The 22942-nt window shown below is 74.8% G+C and carries 22 protein-coding genes; 9 read left to right on the forward strand and 13 right to left on the reverse strand.

Annotation, left to right across the window (positions count from 1 at the left end):
• Positions 1 to 41 precede the first annotated feature (41 nt).
• From BM064_RS06215 to BM064_RS06240, 6 genes are all read left to right on the forward strand, one after another.
• Complete coding sequence (locus BM064_RS06215) at positions 42 to 542, forward strand: hypothetical protein (protein WP_092858894.1); 501 nt, start codon at positions 42 to 44, stop codon at positions 540 to 542.
• A gap of 190 nt (positions 543 to 732) precedes the next feature.
• Positions 733 to 1221, forward strand: a complete 489-nt coding sequence (locus tag BM064_RS06220) for a hypothetical protein (RefSeq protein ID WP_092858895.1) — start codon at positions 733 to 735, stop codon at positions 1219 to 1221.
• 158 nt (positions 1222 to 1379) lie between these two features.
• Positions 1380 to 2357 carry a sulfotransferase family protein gene (locus BM064_RS06225; protein ID WP_092858896.1) on the forward strand — a complete coding sequence of 326 codons (978 nt, stop codon included), beginning with the start codon at positions 1380 to 1382 and terminating at the stop codon, positions 2355 to 2357.
• 111 nt (positions 2358 to 2468) lie between these two features.
• Entirely contained in the window at positions 2469 to 3491 is a 1023-nt protein-coding gene (locus tag BM064_RS06230) for an aspartate-semialdehyde dehydrogenase (RefSeq protein WP_092858897.1), read from the forward strand.
• A 293-nt stretch (positions 3492 to 3784) separates the two neighbouring features.
• Positions 3785 to 5227 (forward strand): hypothetical protein, encoded by a 1443-nt coding sequence (locus BM064_RS06235; protein WP_092858898.1) that lies wholly within the window; start codon positions 3785 to 3787, stop codon positions 5225 to 5227.
• Positions 5228 to 5342: 115 nt separating this feature from the next.
• A complete protein-coding gene (locus BM064_RS06240) occupies positions 5343 to 6317 on the forward strand; it encodes a hypothetical protein (protein WP_092858899.1) in 975 nt (324 codons plus the stop codon).
• 440 nt (positions 6318 to 6757) lie between these two features.
• Here BM064_RS06240 and BM064_RS06245 read toward each other — a convergent pair whose 3' ends face one another.
• From BM064_RS06245 to BM064_RS06285, 9 genes are all read right to left on the reverse strand, one after another.
• The gene (locus BM064_RS06245; protein ID WP_092858900.1) at positions 6758 to 7168 is read right to left on the reverse strand and encodes a hypothetical protein; all 411 of its coding nucleotides are present in this window, start codon (positions 7166 to 7168) and stop codon (positions 6758 to 6760) included.
• Between the two features lie 3 nt (positions 7169 to 7171).
• Entirely contained in the window at positions 7172 to 8266 is a 1095-nt protein-coding gene (locus tag BM064_RS06250; protein ID WP_092858901.1) for an EscU/YscU/HrcU family type III secretion system export apparatus switch protein, read from the reverse strand.
• Between the two features lies 1 nt (position 8267).
• The gene (locus tag BM064_RS06255) at positions 8268 to 9101 is read right to left on the reverse strand and encodes a flagellar biosynthetic protein FliR (protein ID WP_092858902.1); all 834 of its coding nucleotides are present in this window, start codon (positions 9099 to 9101) and stop codon (positions 8268 to 8270) included.
• A gap of 3 nt (positions 9102 to 9104) precedes the next feature.
• Positions 9105 to 11189 (reverse strand): flagellar biosynthesis protein FlhA, encoded by a 2085-nt coding sequence (gene flhA / locus BM064_RS06260; RefSeq protein WP_092858903.1) that lies wholly within the window; start codon positions 11187 to 11189, stop codon positions 9105 to 9107.
• A complete protein-coding gene (locus BM064_RS06265; RefSeq protein ID WP_092858904.1) occupies positions 11189 to 11986 on the reverse strand; it encodes a lysozyme family protein in 798 nt (265 codons plus the stop codon). Before BM064_RS06265 ends, flhA begins: the two co-directional genes overlap by 1 nt.
• 324 nt (positions 11987 to 12310) lie before the next feature.
• Entirely contained in the window at positions 12311 to 12580 is a 270-nt protein-coding gene (locus BM064_RS06270; RefSeq protein WP_092858905.1) for a flagellar biosynthetic protein FliQ, read from the reverse strand.
• A gap of 977 nt (positions 12581 to 13557) precedes the next feature.
• On the reverse strand, positions 13558 to 13851 hold the full coding sequence (gene fliE / locus BM064_RS06275; RefSeq protein ID WP_092858906.1) for a flagellar hook-basal body complex protein FliE: 294 nt from the start codon (positions 13849 to 13851) through the stop codon (positions 13558 to 13560).
• A 64-nt stretch (positions 13852 to 13915) separates the two neighbouring features.
• Complete coding sequence (flgC, locus tag BM064_RS06280; RefSeq protein WP_092858907.1) at positions 13916 to 14308, reverse strand: flagellar basal body rod protein FlgC; 393 nt, start codon at positions 14306 to 14308, stop codon at positions 13916 to 13918.
• Positions 14309 to 14347: 39 nt separating this feature from the next.
• Positions 14348 to 14761: a FlgB family protein gene (locus BM064_RS06285; RefSeq protein WP_092858908.1), complete on the reverse strand. Its 414-nt coding sequence runs from the start codon at positions 14759 to 14761 to the stop codon at positions 14348 to 14350.
• A gap of 127 nt (positions 14762 to 14888) precedes the next feature.
• Between BM064_RS06285 and BM064_RS06290 the strand changes: the two genes are divergently transcribed.
• Together BM064_RS06290 and BM064_RS06295 are read left to right on the forward strand one after the other, a co-directional pair.
• Positions 14889 to 16424, forward strand: a complete 1536-nt coding sequence (locus BM064_RS06290; protein ID WP_092858909.1) for a FliI/YscN family ATPase — start codon at positions 14889 to 14891, stop codon at positions 16422 to 16424.
• Positions 16425 to 16613: 189 nt separating this feature from the next.
• The gene (locus BM064_RS06295; protein ID WP_092858910.1) at positions 16614 to 17450 is read left to right on the forward strand and encodes an oxygenase MpaB family protein; all 837 of its coding nucleotides are present in this window, start codon (positions 16614 to 16616) and stop codon (positions 17448 to 17450) included.
• 37 nt (positions 17451 to 17487) lie between these two features.
• Here the strand turns inward: BM064_RS06295 and BM064_RS06300 are convergent, their stop codons facing one another.
• From BM064_RS06300 to BM064_RS06315, 4 genes are all read right to left on the reverse strand, one after another.
• Complete coding sequence (locus tag BM064_RS06300; protein WP_092858911.1) at positions 17488 to 17976, reverse strand: peroxiredoxin; 489 nt, start codon at positions 17974 to 17976, stop codon at positions 17488 to 17490.
• Between the two features lie 572 nt (positions 17977 to 18548).
• Entirely contained in the window at positions 18549 to 19136 is a 588-nt protein-coding gene (locus BM064_RS06305; protein ID WP_092858912.1) for an RsmD family RNA methyltransferase, read from the reverse strand.
• 4 nt (positions 19137 to 19140) lie between these two features.
• The gene (locus BM064_RS06310) at positions 19141 to 20418 is read right to left on the reverse strand and encodes an aminotransferase class V-fold PLP-dependent enzyme (protein WP_092858913.1); all 1278 of its coding nucleotides are present in this window, start codon (positions 20416 to 20418) and stop codon (positions 19141 to 19143) included.
• A 230-nt stretch (positions 20419 to 20648) separates the two neighbouring features.
• Positions 20649 to 21482 (reverse strand): alpha/beta fold hydrolase, encoded by an 834-nt coding sequence (locus BM064_RS06315; protein ID WP_092858914.1) that lies wholly within the window; start codon positions 21480 to 21482, stop codon positions 20649 to 20651.
• Positions 21483 to 21925: 443 nt separating this feature from the next.
• Between BM064_RS06315 and BM064_RS06320 the strand changes: the two genes are divergently transcribed.
• Entirely contained in the window at positions 21926 to 22942 is a 1017-nt protein-coding gene (locus BM064_RS06320) for a ribose-phosphate pyrophosphokinase (protein ID WP_092858915.1), read from the forward strand.

Consider the following 22942-nt stretch of genomic DNA (forward strand, 5'->3'; position numbering starts at 1 on the left):
TGCGATCGCGCCTCGCCGCCAGAAGAAGCAGGAGGATCGACATGACCCGCCCGAACCGTTTCGCCACCGCGATCGTGGCCGCTCTGACCGCGGGCGCCGTCGCCGGTCCCGCCCTCGCCGGCATCGGCCTGCCCGAAGCCAGCAAGGAGCACTGGACCGCCCACACGATCACCGAGGGCCGCCTCGCGCAGATCAACGCCAAGGGCGAGGGCCGCTTCGCCGTCTACTGCATGCCGGGCGACAAGAAGGGCGCGATCTTCTACCGCGAGCCCGCCGCCGCGCGCGACGAGGTCCGGGCCGCCGGCGACAAGATCGACGTGGTGTTCACCTTCGACGGCGCCAACAAGATCGAGCGCACGATGACCTGGAACGAGGAAGGCCAGTACTGGACCGACCCGTTCGGGCCGAACTCGCCGCTGGCCGACCACATGAAGCGCTACTACGAGGTGCGCATCAACGTGAAGGGCCACAAGGGCGTCGACAGCGACTTCACCCTGAAGGACAGCTGGCGCTCGATCGAGACGATGTTCTCGGGCTGCTGATCGCGGCAGGCCGATGGGACGGAGGGCCGCGCACGGGATCGTGCGCGGCCCTTTTCGACCGCGGGCGCCCGCCCGTGCGGTCGACAGGATGCCCCGCGGAAACCGCGGGCGCGGGACCGCCGCGCGCTTGGCATGGCGCGCCGGCGATGTATGGTCCCGCAGGGTCAACTTCATCAGGGAGGCGGCTTTCATGACGAACCGTCTGGCCGCGGCGATGGTCGCGGGAGTTATGGCTGTGGCGGCGGCGGCGCCGGCCTGGGCGGTGAACCTGCCGGAGGCCAAGCGCGACGTGTGGACCTCGCACAAGATCAGCCGCGGGGCGATCGCGCAGGTCAACTCGCGCGGCGAGGGCCGCTTCGCGGTGGTCTGCAACAAGACCGACCGCAAGGGCTACCTGGTCTACCTGCTGCCCAAGGAGGACCGCGGGCGGATCACGGGCGGCTCGATCGACGTGACCTTCAACTTCGACAAGGGCCGCAACCGGATCAACCGCACGCTGACCTGGGATCCCGACGGCTTCTACACCGACCCGTTCGGCCCGAACTCGCCCCTCGCGGACTGGATGAAGCGCGCCTACGACGTGCGGATCAACGTCAAGGGCCACAAGGGCGTGGCCTCGGACTTCTCGCTCAAGAACAGCTGGGTCTCGATCACCCGGATGTTCGAGATCTGCGACTGACGAGACGAAGGCCCCCTCGGACGGCGAGGCGACGCGGCCGGCCCCCGGGGCCGGCCGTTCCGTTGCGGACGCGCGCCCAGGCGATTGCATCGGCGGGCCCCGGCGCGCCATGGTGGCGGCCGCCCGCGATGTCGCCCTCCAGGAGGCTCCTTCCCCCGATGCCGTTCGCCCGCGCCGCCCGGACCGCGCTGAGAGACGCCGCGCGCGAGGCCACCTTCGTCACCGACCGCCTCGCGGGCGGCTACGCGAACCGGCTGTGGCTGCTGGGCGACGGCCGCAGCGGCACGACCTGGGCGTCGTCTCTGATCAACTCGACCCGCCGCTACCGCGAGCTGTTCGAGCCGGTGCACCCCACCCTCCAGCCGCGCTTCCGGTTCCTGCCCATCGCCGCCTACGCGCGCCCCGGGGAGCCCTGGCCGGAACTGGAGGCGGCGCTGGGCGAGGTGTTCTCGGGGCGCGTGCGCGGGCCGCGGCTGAACCTCGGCGCCGCCTGGGGCGGCTTCCGCCGCGACCTGCTGGTCAAGGACGTGTTCGCGAACCTGATCGCGGCCTGGGCGGCGCCGCGCTTCGCCCCGCTCGTGCCCGTGCTGCTGATCCGGCACCCGCTTGCGACCGCGCTCTCCAAACTCTCGGCCGACTACCAGTGGATCCGCCGCCCGACCCTGTTCCTCGAGGACCCCAGGCTGATCGAGGATCATCTGCACGACGTGGCGGACCTGCTGCGCCGGGTCGAGGCGAGGGGCGATCCGCTGCTGAACCACGTCGCGGTCTGGGCGATCGTGAACGCCGTGCCGCTGCGCCAGTTCGCGCCGGGCCAGGCCCATGTGCTGTTCTACGAGGACTGCCTCGTCGACCCGGTGGGCGAGATGCGCGCCCTGCACCGCAAGCTCGGCCATGGCGAGGACTGGTGGCGGATCCGCCCCGACGTGCTCGACCGGCCGAGCGCGAGCTCGCGCGCCTCGGACGTGGGCGCGCGCCGCCGCTCCCCCTACGGCGCCTGGAAGGCGCAGGTCTCGCCCGAACAGCTCGCGGCCGCCGACGAGATCCTGGCGGCCTTCGGCCTCTCCGACCTCTACGACCCCGAGGGCAAGCCCCGCCGCGAGGCGCTGGCGGCGTTCCCTGCCGGAGGCGGCTGATCGTCCGCATCACGGATCGCGATGCGCGATTCCGTCGCGAAACCTTCCCTTCCCTGCCGGTCCGCGCTACATGCGCGCCTCTGTCAATGGAAGCCGGAAGGGCTGGATCTTATGGGCTACCGAGTCGCCGTCGTCGGCGCCACGGGCAATGTGGGCCGGGAAATGCTGAACATCCTCGCCGAGCGGGAGTTCCCCGTCGACGAGATCGTGGCGCTCGCCTCGCGGAAATCGCTGGGGACCGAGTGCTCGTTCGGCGACAAGACTCTCAAGACCAAGGACCTGGACACTTTCGACTTCACCGGCTGGGACATGGCGCTGTTCGCCATCGGCTCGGACGCGACCAAGATCTACGCCCCCAAGGCGGCGGCCGCGGGCTGCGTGGTGATCGACAACTCGTCGCTCTACCGCTACGACCCGCAGGTGCCGCTGATCGTGCCCGAGGTGAACCCCGACGCGATCGAGGGCTATTCCCAGAAGAACATCATCGCCAACCCCAACTGCTCGACCGCGCAGATGGTGGTGGCGCTGAAGCCGCTGCATGACCGCGCCAGGATCAAGCGGGTGGTGGTCTCGACCTACCAGTCCGTCTCCGGCTCGGGCAAGGAGGCGATGGACGAGCTGTGGAACCAGACCAAGGGCCTCTACGTCCCCGGTCAGGAGGTCGAGCCGTCGGTCTATCCCAAGCAGATCGCCTTCAACGTCATTCCCCACATCGACGTCTTCATGGAAGACGGCTCGACGAAGGAAGAGTGGAAGATGGTCGCCGAGACGAAGAAGATCGTCGATCCCAAGATCAAGGTGACCGCCACCTGCGTGCGCGTGCCGGTGTTCGTGGGCCACTCGGAGTCGATCAACATCGAGACCGAGGAGTTCCTCGACGAGGACGAGGCCCGCGAGATCCTGCGCGAGGCCCCCGGCATCATGGTCGTCGACAAGCGCGAGGCCGGCGGCTACGTCACGCCGATCGAGTGCGTGGGCGAATACGCCACCTACATCTCGCGCATCCGCCAGGACGGCACGATCGAGAACGGCCTGAACTTCTGGTGCGTCTCGGACAACCTGCGCAAGGGCGCCGCCCTGAACGCCGTGCAGATCGCCGAGCTGCTCGGCCGCCGGGTCCTCAAGAAGGCCTGAGCCGGCCGCGCCTCCGGGCGACGAGACCGAACTGCGGCGAACGCCGCGGGCCCCGCCCGCGGCGTTCCGCGTTTCGGACCCTGCCGCGGCGGCTGGGGCCGGTCGTTTCCGGTCTGCGAATGATCCGCCGCAGTGCGGAATCTCGTCCCGGAATCAGGCGCTTGCCGGATGCGTCAGGCCGCCGCGCGCTGCTGATTTCAAAGGTGTTCGAATTGCGGCGCGATTGCGGCGCGGGGCGGGAGCCCCCATGCTCGGTTCCGGGACGCGGGCACCGCAGACACGGACGACGCCGCATGATGCATCCGACGAGAGCTCTCGCGCCGCTGGGCGCGCTCATCCTGCTCGTCGCCGCCGCCGGCGCGACGGCCGCGCCCCAGCGCGCGCCCCTGCCGCCGGCGCGGCCGGGGCTGCAGATCTCGCCTGCCGTCGTGGCGCCGCCCGCGCCCCGGCTCGCCGCACGGACAGACGCCGCCGGGGCGGAGGATCCCTGGCTCGACGGGCTCGCCGCCCTCGCCCGCGCCCGCGCGGCCCCGCGCAACTGGCGCGCCGGCGCCAGGGCCGCGGCCCGGCCGACCGGGCAAGCCGCGACCCCGACGCAAGCCGCGACCGCTCCGCCGCCCCTGCCGCCGACCGGCGGCGCCTGGGGCGAGGGCTACCGCAACGCCCGCGCGGCGATGACCGCCCATCGCTGGAGCGAGGCCGCGGCCACCTTCCGCGCCCTGGCCGAGCGGCGCCCCGACCTGCCGCGCCCCCGCCTTGCGCTCGCCCGCGCCGCCGCCATGGCCGGCGACTGCGCCTCGGCCCTCTCCGAGCTGACCCGCGTCGAGCCCCGGCGCTCCCGCCTCGCCCCCGGCCTGTTCGAGACCGCCGAGGCCGACGTCGCCGCCCGCTGCGGGCCGCGGCGGGAATGGTCGATGGCCTTCGGCGTCGACATGGGCCTGCCCGGCGAGGACCGCCGGCCCGAGACGCTGGAGCGGCCCGCCCCCACCCTCTTCGACCGCCATGGCGAGCGTCTCGCCGCCCGGATGACCGCCGCCCCCTCCGACCGCGCCTGGAGCGTCGCCCGCCTGCAGGCGACCGAACATCTGCGCGGGGAGGGCGCCGCGCGCTACGCCCGGTTCGCCCGCTTCGAGCTGCAGAACTGGGAGGACGCCCCGGCCCGCGCCGTCGCCGCCCTGGGGGGCGAGGCCGCCGCCGACGCCATGCGCGCCTCGGGCGAGATCGCGGCCGACCTCGGCGCCGACTGGCAGGCGCTGCGCAGCTCGCTGACCCACCGCGTCGCGCTGGCCCCGGGCGGGGACGCGCCCGCGCTGGAGCTCGGCGCCGGCGCCGAGGCCCGCGTGGCCGACGGCGGCGGCCGCTCCGGCTGGGCGGAGCTGCGCGTGGCGGGGGAGACCCCGCTCCTGCGCCGCGCCCGCCTGCGGGCGGAGGCCGCCCATCTCCTCTCCCGCGCCGAGAGCGACGGGGAGACGTCCGAGGCGCGTTCCGCCCGCGCGGCCCTGACGCTCGCCCGCCCCGCCCCCGCCGTGGGCGCCGCGGCGCAGGCCGAGCTCTTCGCCGCCGCCACGCTCGACGCGCCCGGGGCGGGCGGCTGGGAGGCCGCGGCCTGGCGCGCCGGGGCCCGGCTCAGCGGGCTGGGCCCCGACGCGCTCGCCGTCGCAGAGCTGGGCGTGGGCCGCTTCGCCCCGGAGGAGCCCGGTCCCTCGGTCTGGCTGATCCTGTCGCGCACCTGGTGATGCAGGGCATTCCGGCCACAGGGGTGAGGCGCGGATGCGACGCCTCGCGGCCGCCTCGTTCGGGGCGATTCGCTCCCCGTTGCACCGGCGCGAATCCTGCCCATAGCGTCCGCCCATGCGCCCGACCCTGATTCTCTCCCTGATGCTCGCCGGCCTCGCCTCGCCGGCCCTCGCCGATTGCGTCGAGATCGGACGCGGCTCGGGCGAGATCCTCGCCGAGATGACCCGCGCCGAGCTGAATCGCGACGAGCGGTTGCTGGTCGAGGAGCGCTTCGGCCCCGACTTCGCCGAGGCCGCGCGCCTGGGCATCGCCGCCGACGCCCTGTTCCGCTTCGCGCGCTGCGAGCTGAACGGGACCGAGCCGGTGGAGCTGGTCGCCGTCGGCCGCTCGCCGGCCCATTGCGCCGGCCCCGCCGCCTTCGGCGACCGCGGCCAGCCGCCGGTCTGCGGGATCTGGGCGCTGTCGGAGACGCCCGAGGGCTGGGTGCAGGTGCTGGAGACCGCCGGCGCCGCCCGCCTCAGCGCCTCCACCACCAACGGCTGGCGCGACGTGGTGGTCGAGCGCGGCGGCGCCCCCGCGGTCTGGAAATACGGCGGCGCGGTCTACCAGGAGGATCTCGGCGACGCCGACCCCCAAGCCTATGCGCTGGAGGATTACGGCGGCTACGGCCAGGGCCCCGCGGCGATCGACTGGTTCGCTTTCGACGACCCGATGCCCGAGGCCATCGACGCCGCCTTCCTTTGGTTCTACGGCGTCGAGATCCGCGGGACCGAGGGGCGCGTGGGCGTGCTGCCCGACGCCTTTCGCGTCGGCGCCGTCGACCTCGACGAGGACGGCGCCGAGGAGGCGGTGATCCAGGGCCTATCCCCCGACTTCTGCGGCCCCGAGGGCTGCCAGCACTGGGTGCTCGAGGGGCTGGGCCGCCAGGATCCGCCCCGGATCTCCGGCCGCCTGCTGGGCTTCGACCTGCAGGCCGCGGCCACCGGCGGGCGCGGCGGGCGCGACCTGATCGCCTCCTCGGCGATGGGGCTGATCGTCTACCGCAACGACGGCGACGGCTGGGCGCTGCCCTCGGGCGACGGCAACTGAGACCCGCGCCCCGCGCGCGGCCGGGCCCCCTGCCGCGCACACGAATGACCTTGCGTCATTCGTGTGAAAAGGTTTCGCCGATACAGGCGCTCCTGAATTAACCTGCGTTCATGAACTTGGCCGCATGCCTCTCCGCCCCTCGGGCGGGGAGCGACGCCTGCGGCGTGCGCGGCCCCCGCGGTCCGGGGGCGGCGCGCGGCCGGGCGACGGCCCATCGTTTTCTGGACGGACCGCGGCCCGGGCGGGCCGCGGTCCCCGTGGCCGGGAGGCCGGCGACGCAGGTTCCGGGCGGAGAGCGGCGGCGCCGCCGCTCCCGCGGGAGAACCCGCCGAGCCTTCCGGCGCGCCCGTCCGGGCGAGGAACGGCGGTCAGGCGCCGGCCTCGCCCGCGACGGACCCGTCCCGGCGCGTCGTGCAGGGCGCGTCGGGACGGGAGCGGCCTCATCCCGGCTGGCCGTCCTGCTCCCGTCGCCGCTGGGCGGCGCGGTCGCGCTCGTCCCGGGCCCGCTTGACCAGCTCCTCCAGCGCCCGGCGCCGGGCCAGCCCCTCGGCCGCGTGGTCGCGCGCGCGGGAGGCGGCGGCCTCCGCCGCGTCGGCCACGCGCACCGCCTCGCGGATCCGCGCCCGCTCCGCCTCCCGCCAGCGGGCGGCGGCGGCGAGTTCGGGCGGCGCGGCGGAGGCGGCGGCGGCGAGCCGCGCCTCCTCCGCCGCGGCGCGGGCCTTGCGGGCGGCGGCGGCCTCGGCCGCGCGGTCGCGGGCGCGGGCCTCCTCGGCCAGCCGCGCGAGGCGGGCGAGCTCGGCGATGCGGGCCAGCTCCGCCAGCCGGGCGAAGGTCTTCACGCGGCGCGCCATGGCTCAGCCCCATCCCTTCTCGCGGGCCAGCGCCCGCATCTTCTCGGCATAGCGGATCGCCGCCGCCACGGCCTTGTAGTGCTCTGGCGCGACCTCCTGCCCGATCTCCACCGTCGCCAGCAGGGCGCGCGCGGTGGGGGGATCGTGGTGGATCGGCACGCCCGCGGCCTCGGCCCGCTCGCGGATCGCGAGCGCCACGGCGTCCTCGCCCTTGGCGACGCATTCGGGCGCCGAGCCGGGCCTGCGCGACCACTTCAGCGCCACCGCCACGTGGGTCGGGTTCACGATCACCACGTCGGCGGTGGGCACGTCGGCCATCATCCGGTTGGTGGCGATCTTCTCCGCGCGCCTGCGCCGCTCGGCCTTCTGGTAGGGGTCGCCCTCGCTCTCCTTCATCTCCTCCTTCAGCTCCTGGAAGGACATCCGGTGCTTGCGGGCGTGGTCGAAGCGCTGCCACAGCAGGTCCGCGGCCGCGATCACCACCGCCACCGCCGCGATGGTCGAGAGCAGCGAGACGCCGACCCGCACCATCTCGGGCCCCACGGCCAGCGGATCGGCGCGCACCAGGGCCGCGATGCGGTCGATCTCGGCCATCATGAACAGCGCCAGGATGATCCCGATGGCGACCAGCTTGACCGCCGACTTGGCGAATTCGGCCAGCCCGGTGGGCCCGAACTTGTTGCCCGCATTGGCGATCGGGTCGATGCGCGAGACCTTGGGCGCCAGCTTCTCCGGCGCGAAGGCGATGGCCATCTGCGCGGCATAGGCCAGCACCGCCGCCGCGAAGGGCGCGAGCAGGAACGGCAGCGTCGGCGCCACCGCCGCGAAGACCGCATGGGCCGAGAGCGACGCGCCCCCCGGCCCCAGGATGCGCCCCGCCAGCCGGTCGGGGTTGGCGAGGAAGCCCATCAGCGCCTCCCCCGAGCTCAGGGCCGCCGAGCCGCCGAACGCCCCCACCGTCGCGAGCATGGCGATGTAGATCGCGGCGACGCCCACGTCGGTGGACTTGGCGACCTCGCCCTTCCGGCGCGCCTGCTCGAGCTTTCGCGGCGTCGGTTCGTGGGTCTTTTCCGCGCCGTCGTCGGCTCCTCCGGCCATCTCACGGGCTCCCGAACGGCACGGCCAGCGCCTCGTCGAGGCGGTCGGACCAGTGGGCCAGCATCTCCGGCGCGCCGATCCACAGGATCAGCAGGGCGCCCATGGTGATCGCGGGCGCGCCGACGAAGGCCACCATCAGCTGCGGCATCGCCCGGTTCAGCGCCCCGAGCGCGAGGTTGTAGGCGAAGGAGGCGACCACGAAGGGCGCCGCCAGCGAGAAGGACAGCGCGAAGGCCGCCCCCGCCCGGTCCACCCCCCATTGCGCGACGTCGCCCGGCAGGGGCAGGGCCGCGAGCGGCACGACGGCGTAGGAGCGCAGGATCAACACCGCGGCCTTGGTGGGCAGCTCCAGCGCCATGGCGAGCGCGATGCCCCCCACGGTCAGCAGCCCGCCGATGGCCGGCATCGGGTCGGGCGTGACCTGGGCGCCGGCGATCTGGGCGATCGAGGTCGACTGTCCCGCGATGGTCCCCGCGAGCTGCAGCGACATCACCATCAGACGCGCCGCCATCCCCAGGCCGAGGCCGATCAGCGCCTCCGCCCCCATGGCGCGCAGGATGGCGAAGGGCTGGCCCGCGGCCAGGCCCGGGTCCGCCGCAGCCGCCGCGCGCGCCAGCGGCGACAACGCCGGCCACAGCAGCAGCGCATAGCCCAGCGCGACGGCGAGCTTGATGCGCGCGGGCAGCGTCCGCTCCCCGAACCCCGGCAGCAGCGAGACCACGGCCCCCACCCGCACGAACAGCGCCATCAGCGCATAGACCGGCGCGTCGTCGAGCCGCGCCAGCCGCGCGAGGTCCGGCCACAGGCGGGTCAGGATCGCGGTCGTCTCGTCCATCGCTCAGGCCTGGCCCAGCAGGGTGGGGCGGCCGTTGGCGCCGATCTCCTCGAAGCTGAGCACCGGGTTGCGCACCCCCTTGGCGGCCAGCACCGTGCGCAGGAAGCGCCTGCGGCGGGTGGAGGTGACGATGGCGGGATAACGCCCCTCCGACCCCGCCCGCGCCACCCGGTCGGCGACGGCGGCGGCCAGGCGGTTGAACTCCGAAGGCGGCAGGGCCACGTCGCCCGCCCCCTCGCCGTCCTTCAGCTCGTGGGCGGCGAAGGTTTCCTCCCATTCGGGCGAGAGCTGGATCAGGGGCAGGGCGCCGTCCTCCTCCAGCAGCTCGGCGACGATCTGGAAGCCCAGGCGCTGGCGCACATGCTCGGCGATCGCCTCGGGGGCGCCGAGCACGGGTTTCGCCTCGGCGATGGCCTCGAGGATCAGGGGCAGGTTGCGGATCGAGACCCGCTCCTCCAGCAGCAGCCGCAGGATGGTCTGCAGCAGGTCCACCGGCACCTTGTCGGGGATGAACTCGTCCAGGATCCGGCGGTTGGACTCCGCCCGCTGCGGGTCGGAGACCTTCGTGAAGCTGTCCAGCAGCTTGCGCAGCCCGCGGCGGGAGAACAGGCGGGCGAAATTCTCCTTCACCGTCTCCAGCAGGTGGGTCGCCACGACCTCGGTGGCGGAGACGACGGGCAGGCCGAGGATCGCCGCCTCCTCCTGCTGGTCGGGCTCGATCCAGCGGGCGGGGGCGCCGTAGACCGGCTCCTTCACGTCGCGGCCCGGGGGGGCGGCGTCGGCGTTGTCGCCCAGCAGGACCAGGGCCTTGCGCGGCTCCAGCGTGGCGCGCGCGATCTCGACGCCCTGGATGCGGATCGCGTAGGTCCCGGGGGGCAGCGCATCCTCGTCCGTCAGCCGGATCTCGGGGATCACCACGCCGTAGACCTGGGCCACGTGACTTCGCATGTTGGCGATCCGCGCGCCCAGGCCGGTGGCGTCGTCCATCACGATGGGCACGAGGTCGGGCGCGAACTCCACATGGATCTCGTCGAGGTCGAGCACGTCGCCCAGCGGCCGCTCCGACGGCGCGGCGTCGGCGCGGGCGACCGGCGCCTCGTCCTGCGCCTTCTGGGCGGCGGCGGCGCGGGCGGCGAACCAGGCCGCGGCGGCGAGCAGCGCGGCGCCGCCGAGGAACGGCACGAAGGGCAGGCCCGGCGCCAGGGCGAAGCCCGCCATCAGCGCCGCAACCGTCCCCAGCGCCGCCGGGAACCCGCCGAGCTGACCCAGCAGCGCGCGGTCGACCGCGCCCGTCATCCCGCCCTTGGCGAGCAGCAGGGCGGTCGCGATGGAGATGATCACCGCCGGGATCTGCGTCACCAGCCCGTCGCCCACGGTCAGGATCGCGTAGGTCTCGAACGCCTGGCCCAGCGGCATGTCATGGGCCAGCACCCCGACCGCCAGCCCCACCAGCAGGTTCAGCAGCGTGATCAGGAGGCCCGCCACCGCGTCCCCCTTCACGAACTTCGAGGCGCCGTCGAGCGAGCCGAAGAACGTCGTCTCCTCCTGCTCGATCTTCCTGCGTTTGCGCGCCTCGTCGTGGCTGATCGCCCCCGCCGCCATGTCCGAGTCGATCGCGAGCTGCTTGCCCGGCATCCCGTCGAGCGCGAACCGCGCGCCCACCTCGGCCATGCGCCCCGCGCCCTTGGTGATCACGATGAAGTTCACGATCAGCAGCACGCCGAAGACGACGAGGCCGAGATAGAGCGACCCCCCCATCACGAACATCGCGAAGCCCTCGATCACGTCGCCCGCGGCGCCCGTGCCGGTATGCCCTTCGCCGATGATCAGCTTGGTCGAGCTGACGTTCAGGCTCAGCCGCAGCATCAGCGAGGCGAGCAGGATCGTGGGGAAGGAGGAGAAATCCAGCGGCCGTTCAATGAAGAGCGTGTTGGTGAAGATCAGGATCGCCAGCCCGAAGCTCGCCGCCAGCCCCACGTCCAGCACCCAGGCCGGCATCGGCAGGATCATCATCACGATCACCGCCAGCAGCGCCAGCGCCATCAGGACGGTGGGGTGGTAGAGGTTGCGGATCGACCAGCTCTCCATCAGGGCGACCCGATCAGGGGGGAGCCCCGCCGCAGCAGCCCGCCGCGCGCGCCGGCCGGGGCCAGGGGCGAGATCGCGCCGGGGCGCCCCTCCTCCTCCGGCCCGGGCGGCGCGGTCAGCCAGGCATGGGCGAGGCTCGCCGCACGGGCGTCGGCGCGGGCGTCCTCGGCGGCCTCCTCCTCGGGCGAGGCGGCGAGGCCGGGGCTTCGCTCCAGCGGCGAGAGGGAGGCGAACCACCAGCTCGGCCGCTCCCGCGCGGGCGCCGCCTCGCCGGGGGCCGGACCGAAGGGCTCGGGCAGGTCGCCGGCGAGCGTCAGCACCCGCGAGCGGTAGCGCTGCGCGAGCTCGGGGGTGCGCGAGTGGTAGTGGCCGGCGGCGATCTCCCAGCTTCCGGTCTCGTCGCGGAGCGCGCGCAGGAAGCGGGCGGCGTAGCGGGCGTTGGCCTCGGGGTCGAGCATCTCCTCCAGGCTCTCGAAGGCCGCCCCGTGCCAGAGGTGGTTGACCTGGAAGCACCCCAGGTCGAAGGAGCGCGCGCCCTGCGCCTGGCGCCTGCGCACCCAGGTCAGCAGCTCGTCGGGGTTGGAGAACCAGCGCCCCTCCCCCTCCATGTTCACGGTCCAGGGCCAGGGCGCGAGACGGCCGTCGAGCGCGCGCCCCGTCTCGGCCAGCGAGATGGCGCGCATCAGGTGCAGCGGCACGCCCTCGGCGCCGGCGGCCCGCTCGGCCGCGGCCTCGCAGAGCCCGGCGAGGCCGGTCGAGGCCTCCCTGTCCGGGGCGGCGAGGGCCGGCCGGGCCACCAGGATCAGCGCCAGAAGGGCGAGCGCCGCGCAGGCGCGCGTCGCGGGCGCGCTTCGCCGCCAAGGGCGGCGGAGGCGGGTCCGCGTGGCCTCTTCCCGCGATCCATGTCCACCGGCGCCGGCCCGCAGACACGCGGGCGGATCCTGCGGCCCCGTCGTCTCAGGGGCGGGGCCGCACGGCCAGGCGGCGGCGCGCGGCGGCGTCGCCCCGTCGGGAATCACGGGGGCGGCCGGCTCGTGGCCCGACGCCAGGCCGCGAGAGCGACCGCGGATCCGGGGCGGGACGCGCGACGGGGCGAAAGGCGGGCGGGAGGTCATCGGCGCCTAGCCCCCCTGCGCGATCAACGGCACGAGCACGTCGCGCCACAGGTCGAGGAAGGCGGCGCCCATGAACTCCATCGCGATCCAGAAGGTCCCCGCGATGGCGGCGAGCTTCGGCACGAAGGTGAGCGTCAGCTCCTGGATCGAGGTCAGCGCCTGCACCAGCCCGATGGCGAGCCCCGTGGCCAGCGCCACCGTCAGGATCGGCAGCGAGGCGATGATCGCCGCCCACAGCCCCTGGCGCATCATGTCGTAGAGGGTCGCATCGTCCATGGCGCTCTCCGCGCGTCTCGGGTTGCGGGGCGGGCGGTCCCGTCCCGGTCGAAGGTGCGGCAGGGGCTCCGACGAGCCCCGCTGCACGTCGCCTCGGGGCGCCGGCGGTCCGGGACGCCGGCGGCGCATCGCCCGGCCGCAGGGAGGACGCCGAGCCGGCCGGACGCGCCCTGCGCCCCGTCGCGCCGCAGCCTCTTCGGCCCGCTTCGCCCCGCGGATGCCCTGTCGCCTGTCTCGGCGCCTCGCCGGGGCGAGACCCGTCGCCTCCCGCAGCTCCTCGGCCCGTCGGCACGTCGAAGCCCGCCGGCTTGCCGGACCGCATCGCCCGGCCGGCGCCTGCCGATCCGACCGGTCCTGCCGCCCGCCGGACCCGCCGAGCGCCCGGGGCCTTCGCTCGATCCGGCGCTTGACGGCGCGCCGCCCGGGGCTGGCCTCCCGGGGGTCGTCCGTCCGGCGAGGCGCCTCCGCCCGCCGGGGCCCGTCCGCCGGACGAAACCCTCCGGCCTGCCGGGCCCTTCACATCCGCCGGGTCCTTCACATCCGCCGGGCCGCGCCGCGCGGAGTCCTGCGAAGCGGGCTTTCCGGGGGCGAAGGCGGCCCGGGCGGACGTCGGCGATGGCTCCTCCGGGGCCGTGGCGGAAGCCCCTGCAGAGCCCGTGACGAGGGCCCCTCCAGGGGCCCGTGGTGATGGCGCCGCGCGTGTCCTGGCGGGGGCGCCGGCTGGGGTGCGGCGAGGGCGCTCCGGCGCGCGCCGGGGCGTCCAAGACCGGCGGGGTCCAGAACCGGGCCGGTCGGGGCCGGCCGCGCGGGGCAGGGCGCGCCGGAGGCCGGGGAGGGCGGGGCGAACGGTGGCTCGGGGGCCGTCGACGCCGCGCCTCGGCGCGGGACGACGGCCCCCGGTCCCTCGTCCTCCGCCCGTCGCGACCGCGCGTCCTGCGTCGGTCGTGCGGGCGGTTGAGGGGCCCGGGCCGGGGGGCTCAGACGGGCATCCGCAGGATCTCCTGGTAGGCTTCGACCACCTTGTCGCGCACCGTCACCGCGGTCTGCACCGCGATCTCGGCCGAGCTCAGCGCGGTGACCACCGACTGCATGTCGGCCTCCCCCGCCAGGCCCCGCACCGCGGCGGTCTCGCCCGCGCGCAGCGCCTCGGCGAAGCCGCCGGCGGCCGAGGCGATCGCCTCCCCCGCGCTGCGCTGCTGGGCGGGCGGCGACCCGATGGCGGGCGCGAGGCCCTGGTACATGCGGGCGGCGAGGCTGTCGGCGGCGGGCATGGGCGGTCTCCTGGATCAAGGGCGCATCCGGTGCGCGCGGGTCTCGGGCGAAAGGGCGGGGCGCTCAGCGGCGCAGCAGGTCCAGCAGGCCCCGGGTCATCTGCCGGGCCTGGTCAAGCAGGCGCAGGTTCGCCTCGTAGCTGCGCTGCGCCTCGCGGCTGTCGGCGATCTCGACCCACAGGTCGACGTTCGAGCCCTCGTATTTGCCCTGCGCGTCGGCCAGCGGGTGGTCGGGGTCGTGGATTTCGGGCAGGTCCGTCTCGCTCAGCCGCACCCGGCCGGCGGCGACGGCTGCGCCGCCCCGGTCCTGCGCGTCGAGGGCGTGGAACTCCACGAACTTCCGGCGGTAGCCGGGGGTGTCGGCGTTGGCCAGGTTCTCCGCCGACAGGCGCAGGCGCGCGGATTGCGCATGCATGCCCGAGGCGGAGGCGGCCATCGACTGGATCAGGTCGGTCATGGGGATCTCCCGTCGGAACGGTCAGGGGCGCCCGCGCGGTCAGCGCGGCCGCTCCAGCGCGACGCGCAGGATGTCGAGCGACTTGCGCCAGACGCCCAGCGCCATCTCGTGTTGAAGCTTGGCTTCCGCGGCGCGGACCATCTGATCCTCGAGCGCCACGGTGTTGCCGTTGGGGGAGGCGGCGGCCGGCAGGTGCGCCGCCCGCACCTCCGCCCCCGAGGCGGCGTCTCCGGTCCCCGACAGGTGACCGGCCCGCGTGGCGGCGGGGCGGAAGGCGCCGGCGTCGTCCAGCGCGGCCCGCGCCGCATAGCTGTCGGAAAACGGCGTGAGGTCCGCAGCCCGATATCCCGGCGTGTCCGCGTGGGCCACGTTGCGCGCGATCAATGCCTGGCGACCCGCGGCGTGGTCGGCCAGCGCCTCGGTCAGGGACAGGATCGTGAGGCCTTCGCTCATGACGGGGATTCTCCTCCGGCGGCGGTCGCAAACCCGGGATTAACCCCTGATGGTTGACAAGAAGTAAGCGCGAGGCCGGAGACCGCGGGTTTCCGTCGCCATGCCTCGCGGCCAGGGAGAGCGGACCATGGATATCGAGCATCTCGGCGCCGACCTGCGCTCGGTCGTCGCCATCCGGCGCATCGGGCGGGTGGTGCGGGCCGACGGCGGCGTGCTGACCGCCGCGGGCCTCGCGCCGCGCGCGCGCCTGGGCGACCGGGTGGAGGTGATGCTGCGCGACGCCCCGCCGCTGGAGGGCGAGATCGTCGCGCTGGGCGACGGGGTGGCGCGGGTGATGACCTACGGCCCGGCCGAGGGCGTGGGCCTGGGCGACGCGGTCGCCCTGACCCCCGACCCCGGGCTCAGGCCCTGCGAGTCGTGGATCGGGCGGGTGGTCGACGCCTTCGGCGCGCCGCTCGACGGCCGGCCCCTGCGCCAGGGCGCGGTGGCCGTGCCGATCCGCCCGCCGGCGCCCGACCCGATGCGCCGGGCGCGGCTGGGGCCGCGGCTGGCGACCGGGCTGTCGGTCTTCGACACGCTGCTGCCGCTGGTGCAGGGGCAGCGGGTGGGGCTTTTCGCCGGCTCCGGCGTGGGCAAGTCCAGCCTGCTCGCCACGCTCGCCCGCGCCGTGCAGGCCGACGCCGTGGTCTTCGCCCTGATCGGTGAGCGCGGGCGCGAGCTGCGCGAGTTCACCGAGGGCGTGCTGGGGCCCGAGGGCATGGCCCGCTCGATCGTGGTCTGCGCCACCTCCGACCAGTCGCCCCTGGTCAAGCGCCGCGCCGCCTGGACCGCCATGGCGGCCGCCGAGACGCTGCGCGACGGCGGCCGCCACGTCCTGCTGCTGGTCGATTCGCTGACCCGCTTCGCCGAGGCCCACCGGGAGGTGGCGCTGACCGCGGGCGAGCCGCCCTCCCTGCGCGCCTACCCCCCCTCCACCGCCGCCATGCTGGCCGAGCTGGTGGAGCGTGCGGGCCCCGGGCCCGAGCGCGCCGACGGGTTGCGCGGCGACGTCACCGGCATCTTCTCGGTGCTGGTCGCCGGCTCGGACATGGAGGAGCCGGTGGCCGACATGACCCGCGGCCTGCTCGACGGTCACGTGGTGCTGGAGCGCGCCATCGCCGAGCGCGGGCGCTTCCCGGCGGTGGACGTGGGACGCTCGGTCTCCCGCTCGCTGCCCGCCTGCGCGTCGGAGGAGGAGATGCGCCTGATCGCGGGCGCCCGCCGGGTGTTCGGCCTGCACGAGAAGGCGGAGCCGATGCTGCAGGCGGGGCTCTGGCGGGAGGGCGCGGACCCCGAGGCGGACCGCGCCGTGCGCCTGCACCCCGCCCTCGACGATTTCTGCGCCTCCCGCGCGCCCGACGGCAACGCCGAGAGCTTCCGCAGGCTCGCCGAGGCGCTGGAGGCACCGGCGCCCGCCGCCGACGCCCTCCCGCCCGCGCCGCCTCCGCCGGGACCCGAGCGCGCCCGCGAAGCCTATGGCCGCGCCTCCGCCGCCGGGGGCAAGGCGAAGGCGGCCGCGACGCCCGAGGCGGCCGCGCCGCCTGCCGCCGCAGGAACCGAGGCGGCGCCGCCGGCGGGCGAGCCCGCCCCCCCCGCCGCGAAGGCGCGGCGGACGAAGACGTGAGCCTGCGCGCAGGCCGGCGCGCCCGGATCGGCCCGGCCCGGGGCGCCCGGGGGCGAAATGCAACGGGCGGCGGGAAGGATTTCCACGGGCGGTTCAACGCGGGTTGCAACGGCGCGGGCGCAGATGGTCCCCTCGTTTCGCCGGCGCCGCGGCGCCGGACCGGACCCGGCTTGCCGAGAGGCCCATGCGATGATCCCTCAGGACGCTCCCGCCGCGCCGCCCGCCGTCGAGCCGGAGGTCGAGGCCGCGGTCCGCCGCCTCGCCACGCTGGAATTCTCCTGGGACATCGAGAAGGCGTTGGAGTTCGCCCTGTTCCGCACCTACGCGGTCCCCGAGATCTCGGGCCTGCTGGCGCGCACCGGCGAGTTCGCGCGCCGCCCCCGCAAGCGCTACGACGACACCGCGCTGATCATCGCCGAGATCGGGGAGAACGGGCTCGACTCCGCCCGGGGCGCGGCGGCGGTGGCGCGGATGAACGCCATGCACGGCCGCTACCGCATCGCGAACGCCGAGATGCTCTACGTGCTGACCACCTTCGTCTGCGAGCCGATCCGCTGGCTGGAGCGCCACGGCCGCCGCCCGATGACCGAGGCGGAGCGCCGGGCCTGGTTCGAGCACCACCGCGCCCTGGGCGCCCGCATGGGCATCGAGGACATCCCCGGGAGCCTCGAGGAGACCCTGCGCTGGAACGCGGCCTACGAGGCCGGGCGTTTCCGCTTCGCGCAGACGAACCGCGAGGTGGCCGACCGCACCGTGGACCTGCTGCTGGGCTTCTATCTGCCGCGCCCGCTGATCCCTCTGGGCCGCCCGGTCGTGCGGGCGCTGATGGATCCGCCGCTGCTGGCGGCGATGGGCTTCGCGCCGGCGCCGGGCTGGCTTCAGCGGCTCGTCGCCGGCGGGCTCGCCCTGCGCGCCCGCGTCCTGCGCCGGCTCGGCCCGCGACGCACCCCGCGGCTGCTGACCCGCGCGAAGCGCCCCACCTACCCCGAGGGCTACCGGATCGAGGAGCTGGGAACCTTCCGCTGAGGGGGGAGCGGCGCCCGCTCCCCCCGTCGCCCGCGCCTCAGAGGGCGGCGAGCATCGCGTCGCCCGAGGAGATCTCGGCCTTGCCGGGCGTCTCCTCGAGGTTGAAGGCGGTCACGACCTTGTCCTCGACGACCATCGAGTAGCGCTTGGAGCGGTTGATCAGCCCCGCCGGGGGCGCGGTGAAGTCGAGGCCGAGCGCCTTGGTGAACTCGGCCTGCGGGTCGGCGAGCATGTGCAGGCCGGCGGCCGAGGCGCCCGAGGACTCGCCCCAGGCCTTCATCACGAACGGGTCGTTGACCGAGACGCAGACGATGGCCTCGATGCCCTTGGCGGCCAGCGCCTCGGCGTTGTTGACGAAGCTGGGCAGGTGGTTGAGCGAGCAGGTGGGGGTGAAGGCGCCCGGCACCGCGAACAGCGCCACCTTGCGGCCGGCGAAGACGTCGGAGGTGGACTTGGGCTCGGGGCCGTTGGGGCCGATGGCGATGAAGGTGGCGTCGGGCAGGGTGTCGCCCACGGCGATGGTCATGGCGGGTCTCCTCGGTCGTGCGGAAGGGCCCCTCTCCGGGCGGAGCGGGGACGCCCGGGGGGGCGGGTCCGGCGACAGGCGTAGCGCGCTTCGCGCCGCCGACCAACTCCCGTTTCGGGGGTCCCCGGCGCCGGGGGCCGATCCCGCCCTGCGCAGTGCGCGGCGGGGGGAGGCCGGGAGGGACGCCGGCCGTGCGCGGAAGCGGGGCCGGCGCGAGGGGACGCGGGCGCCCCGGCGCGCCCGCTGCGCGGCCGCGACCGCCCCGCCCTGCGTCCCCGCCGACGGCGGCGCGGCGCGGCGGACGGCGGAATCCCGTCGCCGGTCGCGGTCGCGCGGGGGGGGGTGCGAGGGGCGCTCCGCCCGGGCCCGGCCCCGTCTCGCGCCCGGATTCGGCGGCGCGACGCCCCCGGGCGCGCCGGGGCGGGCGGGTGGGCGGCGTGCCCGGGGGCGTCGCGACGTCGACGCCCGTCCTCCCGCGGCCGATGCGGGCCCCCGGCGAGCGGGCGCCGGGCGAGGCGGCCCGGAGATCCCGGGGCCGCAGGGGCCGTCGCGACAGGGAGAGGGCGGGCGCTTCAGGCCGCGCGCAGGATCCGCAGGGCGCCGGCGCCGTAGCGGCGCTCGTCGAGGATCTCGAAGCCTTCGGGCGGCGTCACGATCGCCTCGGCCGCCTCTTCCCAGCAGACCAGCGCCCCCGGCGCCAGCCAGCCGCCGTCGCGGGCCGAGGCGAGCGCCGCCTCGCCCAGACCCTTGCCGTAGGGCGGGTCCAGGAACGCCAGGTCGTAAGCCTCGCCCCGGCAGGGGCCCAGGCGGGTGGCGTCGCGACGGTAGATCTTGGTGGCGCCGGTCAGGCCCAGGGCTTCGACATTGGTGCGGATCAGCGCCCGCGCGGCGCCCAGGTCGTCGACGAACTGGCAGCGCACGGCGCCCCGGCTCATCGCCTCGAGCCCCAGCGCCCCGGCGCCCGCGAAGAGATCCAGCACCCGCATCCCCTGCGGGGGCGCGGGCTCGGCGAAGCCGCCGTGGGCGAGGAGGTTGAACAGCGATTCCCGCATCCGGTCCGAGGTCGGGCGCAGCCGCGCCTCGCCCCCGTCGTCGGGGATCCCGACCGACGACGGCGCCGCGAGCTTCGCGCCGCGGAAGCGGCCGCCGACGATCCGCACGCCCTCAGACCTCGCCCGAGGCGAGCGCGTCCAGCGCGTCGATGGCCTGGTCCACCTCCTCGGGGGAGGTGTAGTGCAGGAAGGAGAGGCGCAGCGCCCCCGCTTCCGGGTCGATTCCCAGCGCCTGGATCAGCCGCCAGGCGTAGAAATGGCCGCCGCCGGCCATGATCCCGCGGGCGGCGAGCCGCTCGGCCGCCGTCTCGCCGGGCATCTTGCAGGCGAGCGCGATGGTGGGCGCGCGCAGCTCCGGGTCGTCGGGGCCCAGCAGGCGGAAGGCCGGGGTGTCGGCGATGAACTCCAGCAGCGGCTGGGCGAGCCGCATCTCCCGCGCGCGGATCAGGGTGCGGACCCGGGTGCGGCGGGCGCGGGGGTCGGGATCGGCCTCGGGGAAATGGTGCAGGTCGAAGGCGTCGAGATACTGCGCCACGCCGGCCACGGCCGCGACCTGGGCATGGTCCGGCCCCGCGGGCGTCAGCCGCTTGCCGGGCAGCTCGGCGTTGAAGAAATGCCCCTGGTTGGCGAGCGACATCGCGAGCTCCGGCGAGGCGACCATCACGCCCAGGTGCGGGCCGAAGGTCTTGTAGGCCGAGAACAGGTAGACGTCCGCGCCCAGTTCGCCCACGTCGGGCAGGCCGTGGGGCGCCATGGCGACCCCGTCGACGACGCTGCGCGCGCCGGCCTCGCGCGCCATGGCGCAGATCTCGGCGGCGGGGTTGATCTCGCCCACGATGTTCGAGCAGTGCGGGAAGGCGACCAGCTTCACGCGGCCGTCGGCCAGCAGGGGCTTCAGCGCCGCGGGGTCGAGGCGGCCGTCGCCGTCCACCGCCCACTCGCGCACCTCGATCCCGGTCTCGGCGAGCCGGCGCCAGGCGCCCGAGTTGGCCTCGTGGTCCTGCGAGGTGACCACGATCGCGTCGCCCTCGGCCCAGGTCTCGCGGAAGGCGCGGGAGAGGACGTAGACGTTGAGCGTGGTCGAGGGGCCGAAATGGATCCAGTCGGCCGGCACGCCCAGCCAGGGGGAGAGGGCCTCGGCGCTCTCGTCCATCTGGGCGCCGGCCTCGCGCGAGGCGGGGTAGGGCGCATAGGGCTGCACCTTGTGGCGCCGGTAGAACTCGGTCAGCCGGTCCACGGCGTGCAGGCAGGGATAGGACCCGCCCGCGTTCTCGAAAAAGGCCCAGCCGGTCAGCTTCGGCTCGGTGAAGGCGGGGAACTGGGACCGCACGAAGTCCATGTCGAACACGTCGTCGTCAGCGGAGGTTCCGGGGCGGGTGAAACCGAACATCGGCAGTCCTGTGATAGTCGCAGGCCTGAATAGGTATCCGAGCGGGACCGACGGCGCCAGCGTTCACGCAGCGTCCACCAAGACGCGATGACGCGGCGCCGCATAATGGAACGGATTTCCGCGGAAACGCCCCAGTTGACGACACTTGAAGACCCGGCGCGATACGATCCATCGCGCAGGGCGATGCGGCGCCCGGCGCGGGCGCCTGCGCCGCCGCCCCGGGACGGGGTCTAGGCGACGCCGCGGGCGCCTTCGGCGGCCGTCGCGTCGACCGAGTCGAAGAATCGGGCGAGCTCGGCCAGCACCTCGCGCCAGTGGCTGACCGGGCTCAGGTGTCCGGCGCCGGGGATGGTGCGCCGCCGCGCGCCGGGGACCGCGCCCTGGATGGCGTCGAGCACGGCGGAGGCGCGGGCCTCGGTGGTCTCGCCGTCGATCAGCATCACCGGCATCGAGAGGCCGGCGAGGTCGCTCAGCTCGATCTGGCCCGGCGGGCGGCCCATCACCCAGGCGTTGTCCTCGCGCAGCAGGCGGAAGCAGAGCTTGGCGGCGGCGAAGCGCTCGGGCCCGCCGAACGGGTCGCGGCCCGGCGCGCCCCACTGGCCGACGAAGGCGCGCATGTCGGCCTCGAGCTCTTCCTCCGAGGCGGGCGGGGCCTGCACCTCGGGCTGGACGTGGGGCGGGTGGAGGAGGTGGAACAGCACCGGCTCGATCATCGTCAGCGAGGCGGCGAGCTCCGGCCGCTTCCAGGCCACGCGCGAGAGGGTGGCGCCGCCCAGGCTGAGGCCGGCGAGGTGGATCGGCCGGCCGAAGCGCTCGGCCAGCATGGTGCAGACCTCGGCGGCGAAGAGCTGGGTGGATTCGCCCTCGGGCGGCGGGTCGGAGCGGCCGTGGGCGGGCAGGTCGGGGGCGACCACGGGGCGGGTCTCGGCCAGGGCGGCGAGAATCGGCTTCCACAGGCCGCTGTGCGCGAGCGAGCAGTGCGCCAGCAGGACCGGCGTTCCGGGCTTGTCGAGGCCCTCGGCCCGCCAGGTCACGCGGCGGCCCCTGAACTCGGTCTCCGGCATGGTTCGCTCCCCTTAATTCTTCTGGCTCCCGCCACCATGCCCGGCCGGGCGGGGAAGGCAAGAGGCGCGGGTCCGGCCCGGCGCGGGCGGCCCTCGCGTCCGCTGCGCGTCCGCATCGCCCCGCCCGGCCGTCCCCCTCGCAGGCCCGGGGCGGGCGGAGGCGCGGGGAGGCGGAGGCGCGGGCAGGCGGGGGCAGCCGGGGGGGAGAGGGGCGGCGACGGCGCCCGCGGGCGGGGAGGCGCGCGGGCGGGGGCGACGGGGGCGGGCCCGCGCGGGACGGCGCGGCGAAGGCCGGGCGCGGCGCGATGCGGCTGCGGCGACGGGCGCGGCGGCACGGTCTTTGCAATCCTCGCCCCCGGTGTTACGGGGACCGCAGGCGGCCGCCGCGCCCCGCAGCCCTGCGGCGCGCGCCCGCCGGGGCCAGACGCCGGCGGAGGGGATCCATGAAGGCCGACATCAACCTCAAGCTCATCGCGGGCAACGCGAACATGGACCTCGCGCAGGCCATCGCGCGGCGCATGTCCGTCTATCGCGGCATGCCGGTCGAGCTCGCCAACGCCCGCGTGGAGCGGTTCAACGACAAGGAGATCTTCGTCGAGATCTTCGACAACGTCCGCGGCGAGGACGTGTTCATCCTGCAGTCCACCTGCAATCCCGCCAACGACAACCTGATGGAGCTGCTGATCATCGCCGACGCGCTGAAGCGCTCCTCGGCGTCGCGGATCACCGCGGTGGTGCCCTACTTCGGCTACGCCCGCCAGGACCGGCGCACCGCGGCGCGCACGCCGATCAGCGCCAAGCTCGTCGCCAACCTGATGACCGAGGCCGGCATCGACCGGGTCCTGACGCTGGACCTGCACGCGGGCCAGATCCAGGGCTTCTTCGACATCCCCGTCGACAACCTCTACGCCTCGCCGGTCTTCGCGATGGACATCCGCCACCACTTCGAGGACCTCTCGAAGGTGACGATCATCTCGCCCGACGTCGGCGGCGTGGCCCGCGCCCGCGAGCTGGCCAAGCGCCTCAACCTCGGTCTCGCGATCGTGGACAAGCGCCGCTCGCGTCCCGGCGAGGTCGACGAGATGACCATCATCGGCGAGGTCGAGGGCCGCACCTGCATCATCGTCGACGACATCTGCGACACCGCCGGCACGCTGTGCAAGGCCGCGCAGCTGCTGAAGGACGAGGGGGCGGAGGCGGTCCACGCCTACATCACCCACGGCGTGCTCTCCGGCCCGGCGGTGGAGCGGGTGAAGAACTCGGTGATGGAGAGCCTGGTGATCACCGACTCGATCCCGCTCTCGGACGAGGCGAAGGTCGCGCACAACATCCGCACCGTCTCGGTGGCGCCGATGCTGGCGCAGGCGATCCTGAACGTGGCCAACGACACCTCGGTCAGCTCGCTGTTCTCCGAGCAGACGCTGCGGCCGATCTACGAGGCGTTCTACCGCTTCGACTGA

This window comes from Albimonas pacifica (assembly GCF_900113695.1).
Classification (GTDB): Bacteria; Pseudomonadota; Alphaproteobacteria; order Rhodobacterales; family Rhodobacteraceae; genus Albimonas; species Albimonas pacifica.

Bases quoted from the DNA above. Each gene is read 5' to 3' on its own strand.
- BM064_RS06215 (WP_092858894.1), top strand. From the start codon at position 42: ATGACCCGCCCGAACCGTTTCGCCACCGCGATCGTGGCCGCTCTGACC.
- BM064_RS06315 (WP_092858914.1), bottom strand. From the start codon at position 21,482: ATGCCGGAGACCGAGTTCAGGGGCCGCCGCGTGACCTGGCGGGCCGAG.
- BM064_RS06285 (WP_092858908.1), bottom strand. From the start codon at position 14,761: ATGAGCGAAGGCCTCACGATCCTGTCCCTGACCGAGGCGCTGGCCGAC.
- BM064_RS06310 (WP_092858913.1), bottom strand. From the start codon at position 20,418: ATGTTCGGTTTCACCCGCCCCGGAACCTCCGCTGACGACGACGTGTTC.
- BM064_RS06295 (WP_092858910.1), top strand. From the start codon at position 16,614: ATGATCCCTCAGGACGCTCCCGCCGCGCCGCCCGCCGTCGAGCCGGAG.
- BM064_RS06300 (WP_092858911.1), bottom strand. From the start codon at position 17,976: ATGACCATCGCCGTGGGCGACACCCTGCCCGACGCCACCTTCATCGCC.
- BM064_RS06220 (WP_092858895.1), top strand. From the start codon at position 733: ATGACGAACCGTCTGGCCGCGGCGATGGTCGCGGGAGTTATGGCTGTG.
- BM064_RS06255 (WP_092858902.1), bottom strand. From the start codon at position 9,101: ATGGACGAGACGACCGCGATCCTGACCCGCCTGTGGCCGGACCTCGCG.
- BM064_RS06270 (WP_092858905.1), bottom strand. From the start codon at position 12,580: ATGGACGATGCGACCCTCTACGACATGATGCGCCAGGGGCTGTGGGCG.
- BM064_RS06250 (WP_092858901.1), bottom strand. From the start codon at position 8,266: ATGGCCGGAGGAGCCGACGACGGCGCGGAAAAGACCCACGAACCGACG.
- BM064_RS06320 (WP_092858915.1), top strand. From the start codon at position 21,926: ATGAAGGCCGACATCAACCTCAAGCTCATCGCGGGCAACGCGAACATG.
- BM064_RS06290 (WP_092858909.1), top strand. From the start codon at position 14,889: ATGGATATCGAGCATCTCGGCGCCGACCTGCGCTCGGTCGTCGCCATC.
- BM064_RS06225 (WP_092858896.1), top strand. From the start codon at position 1,380: ATGCCGTTCGCCCGCGCCGCCCGGACCGCGCTGAGAGACGCCGCGCGC.
- BM064_RS06245 (WP_092858900.1), bottom strand. From the start codon at position 7,168: ATGGCGCGCCGCGTGAAGACCTTCGCCCGGCTGGCGGAGCTGGCCCGC.
- BM064_RS06235 (WP_092858898.1), top strand. From the start codon at position 3,785: ATGATGCATCCGACGAGAGCTCTCGCGCCGCTGGGCGCGCTCATCCTG.
- flhA (WP_092858903.1), bottom strand. From the start codon at position 11,189: ATGGAGAGCTGGTCGATCCGCAACCTCTACCACCCCACCGTCCTGATG.
- fliE (WP_092858906.1), bottom strand. From the start codon at position 13,851: ATGCCCGCCGCCGACAGCCTCGCCGCCCGCATGTACCAGGGCCTCGCG.
- BM064_RS06240 (WP_092858899.1), top strand. From the start codon at position 5,343: ATGCGCCCGACCCTGATTCTCTCCCTGATGCTCGCCGGCCTCGCCTCG.
- flgC (WP_092858907.1), bottom strand. From the start codon at position 14,308: ATGACCGACCTGATCCAGTCGATGGCCGCCTCCGCCTCGGGCATGCAT.
- BM064_RS06230 (WP_092858897.1), top strand. From the start codon at position 2,469: ATGGGCTACCGAGTCGCCGTCGTCGGCGCCACGGGCAATGTGGGCCGG.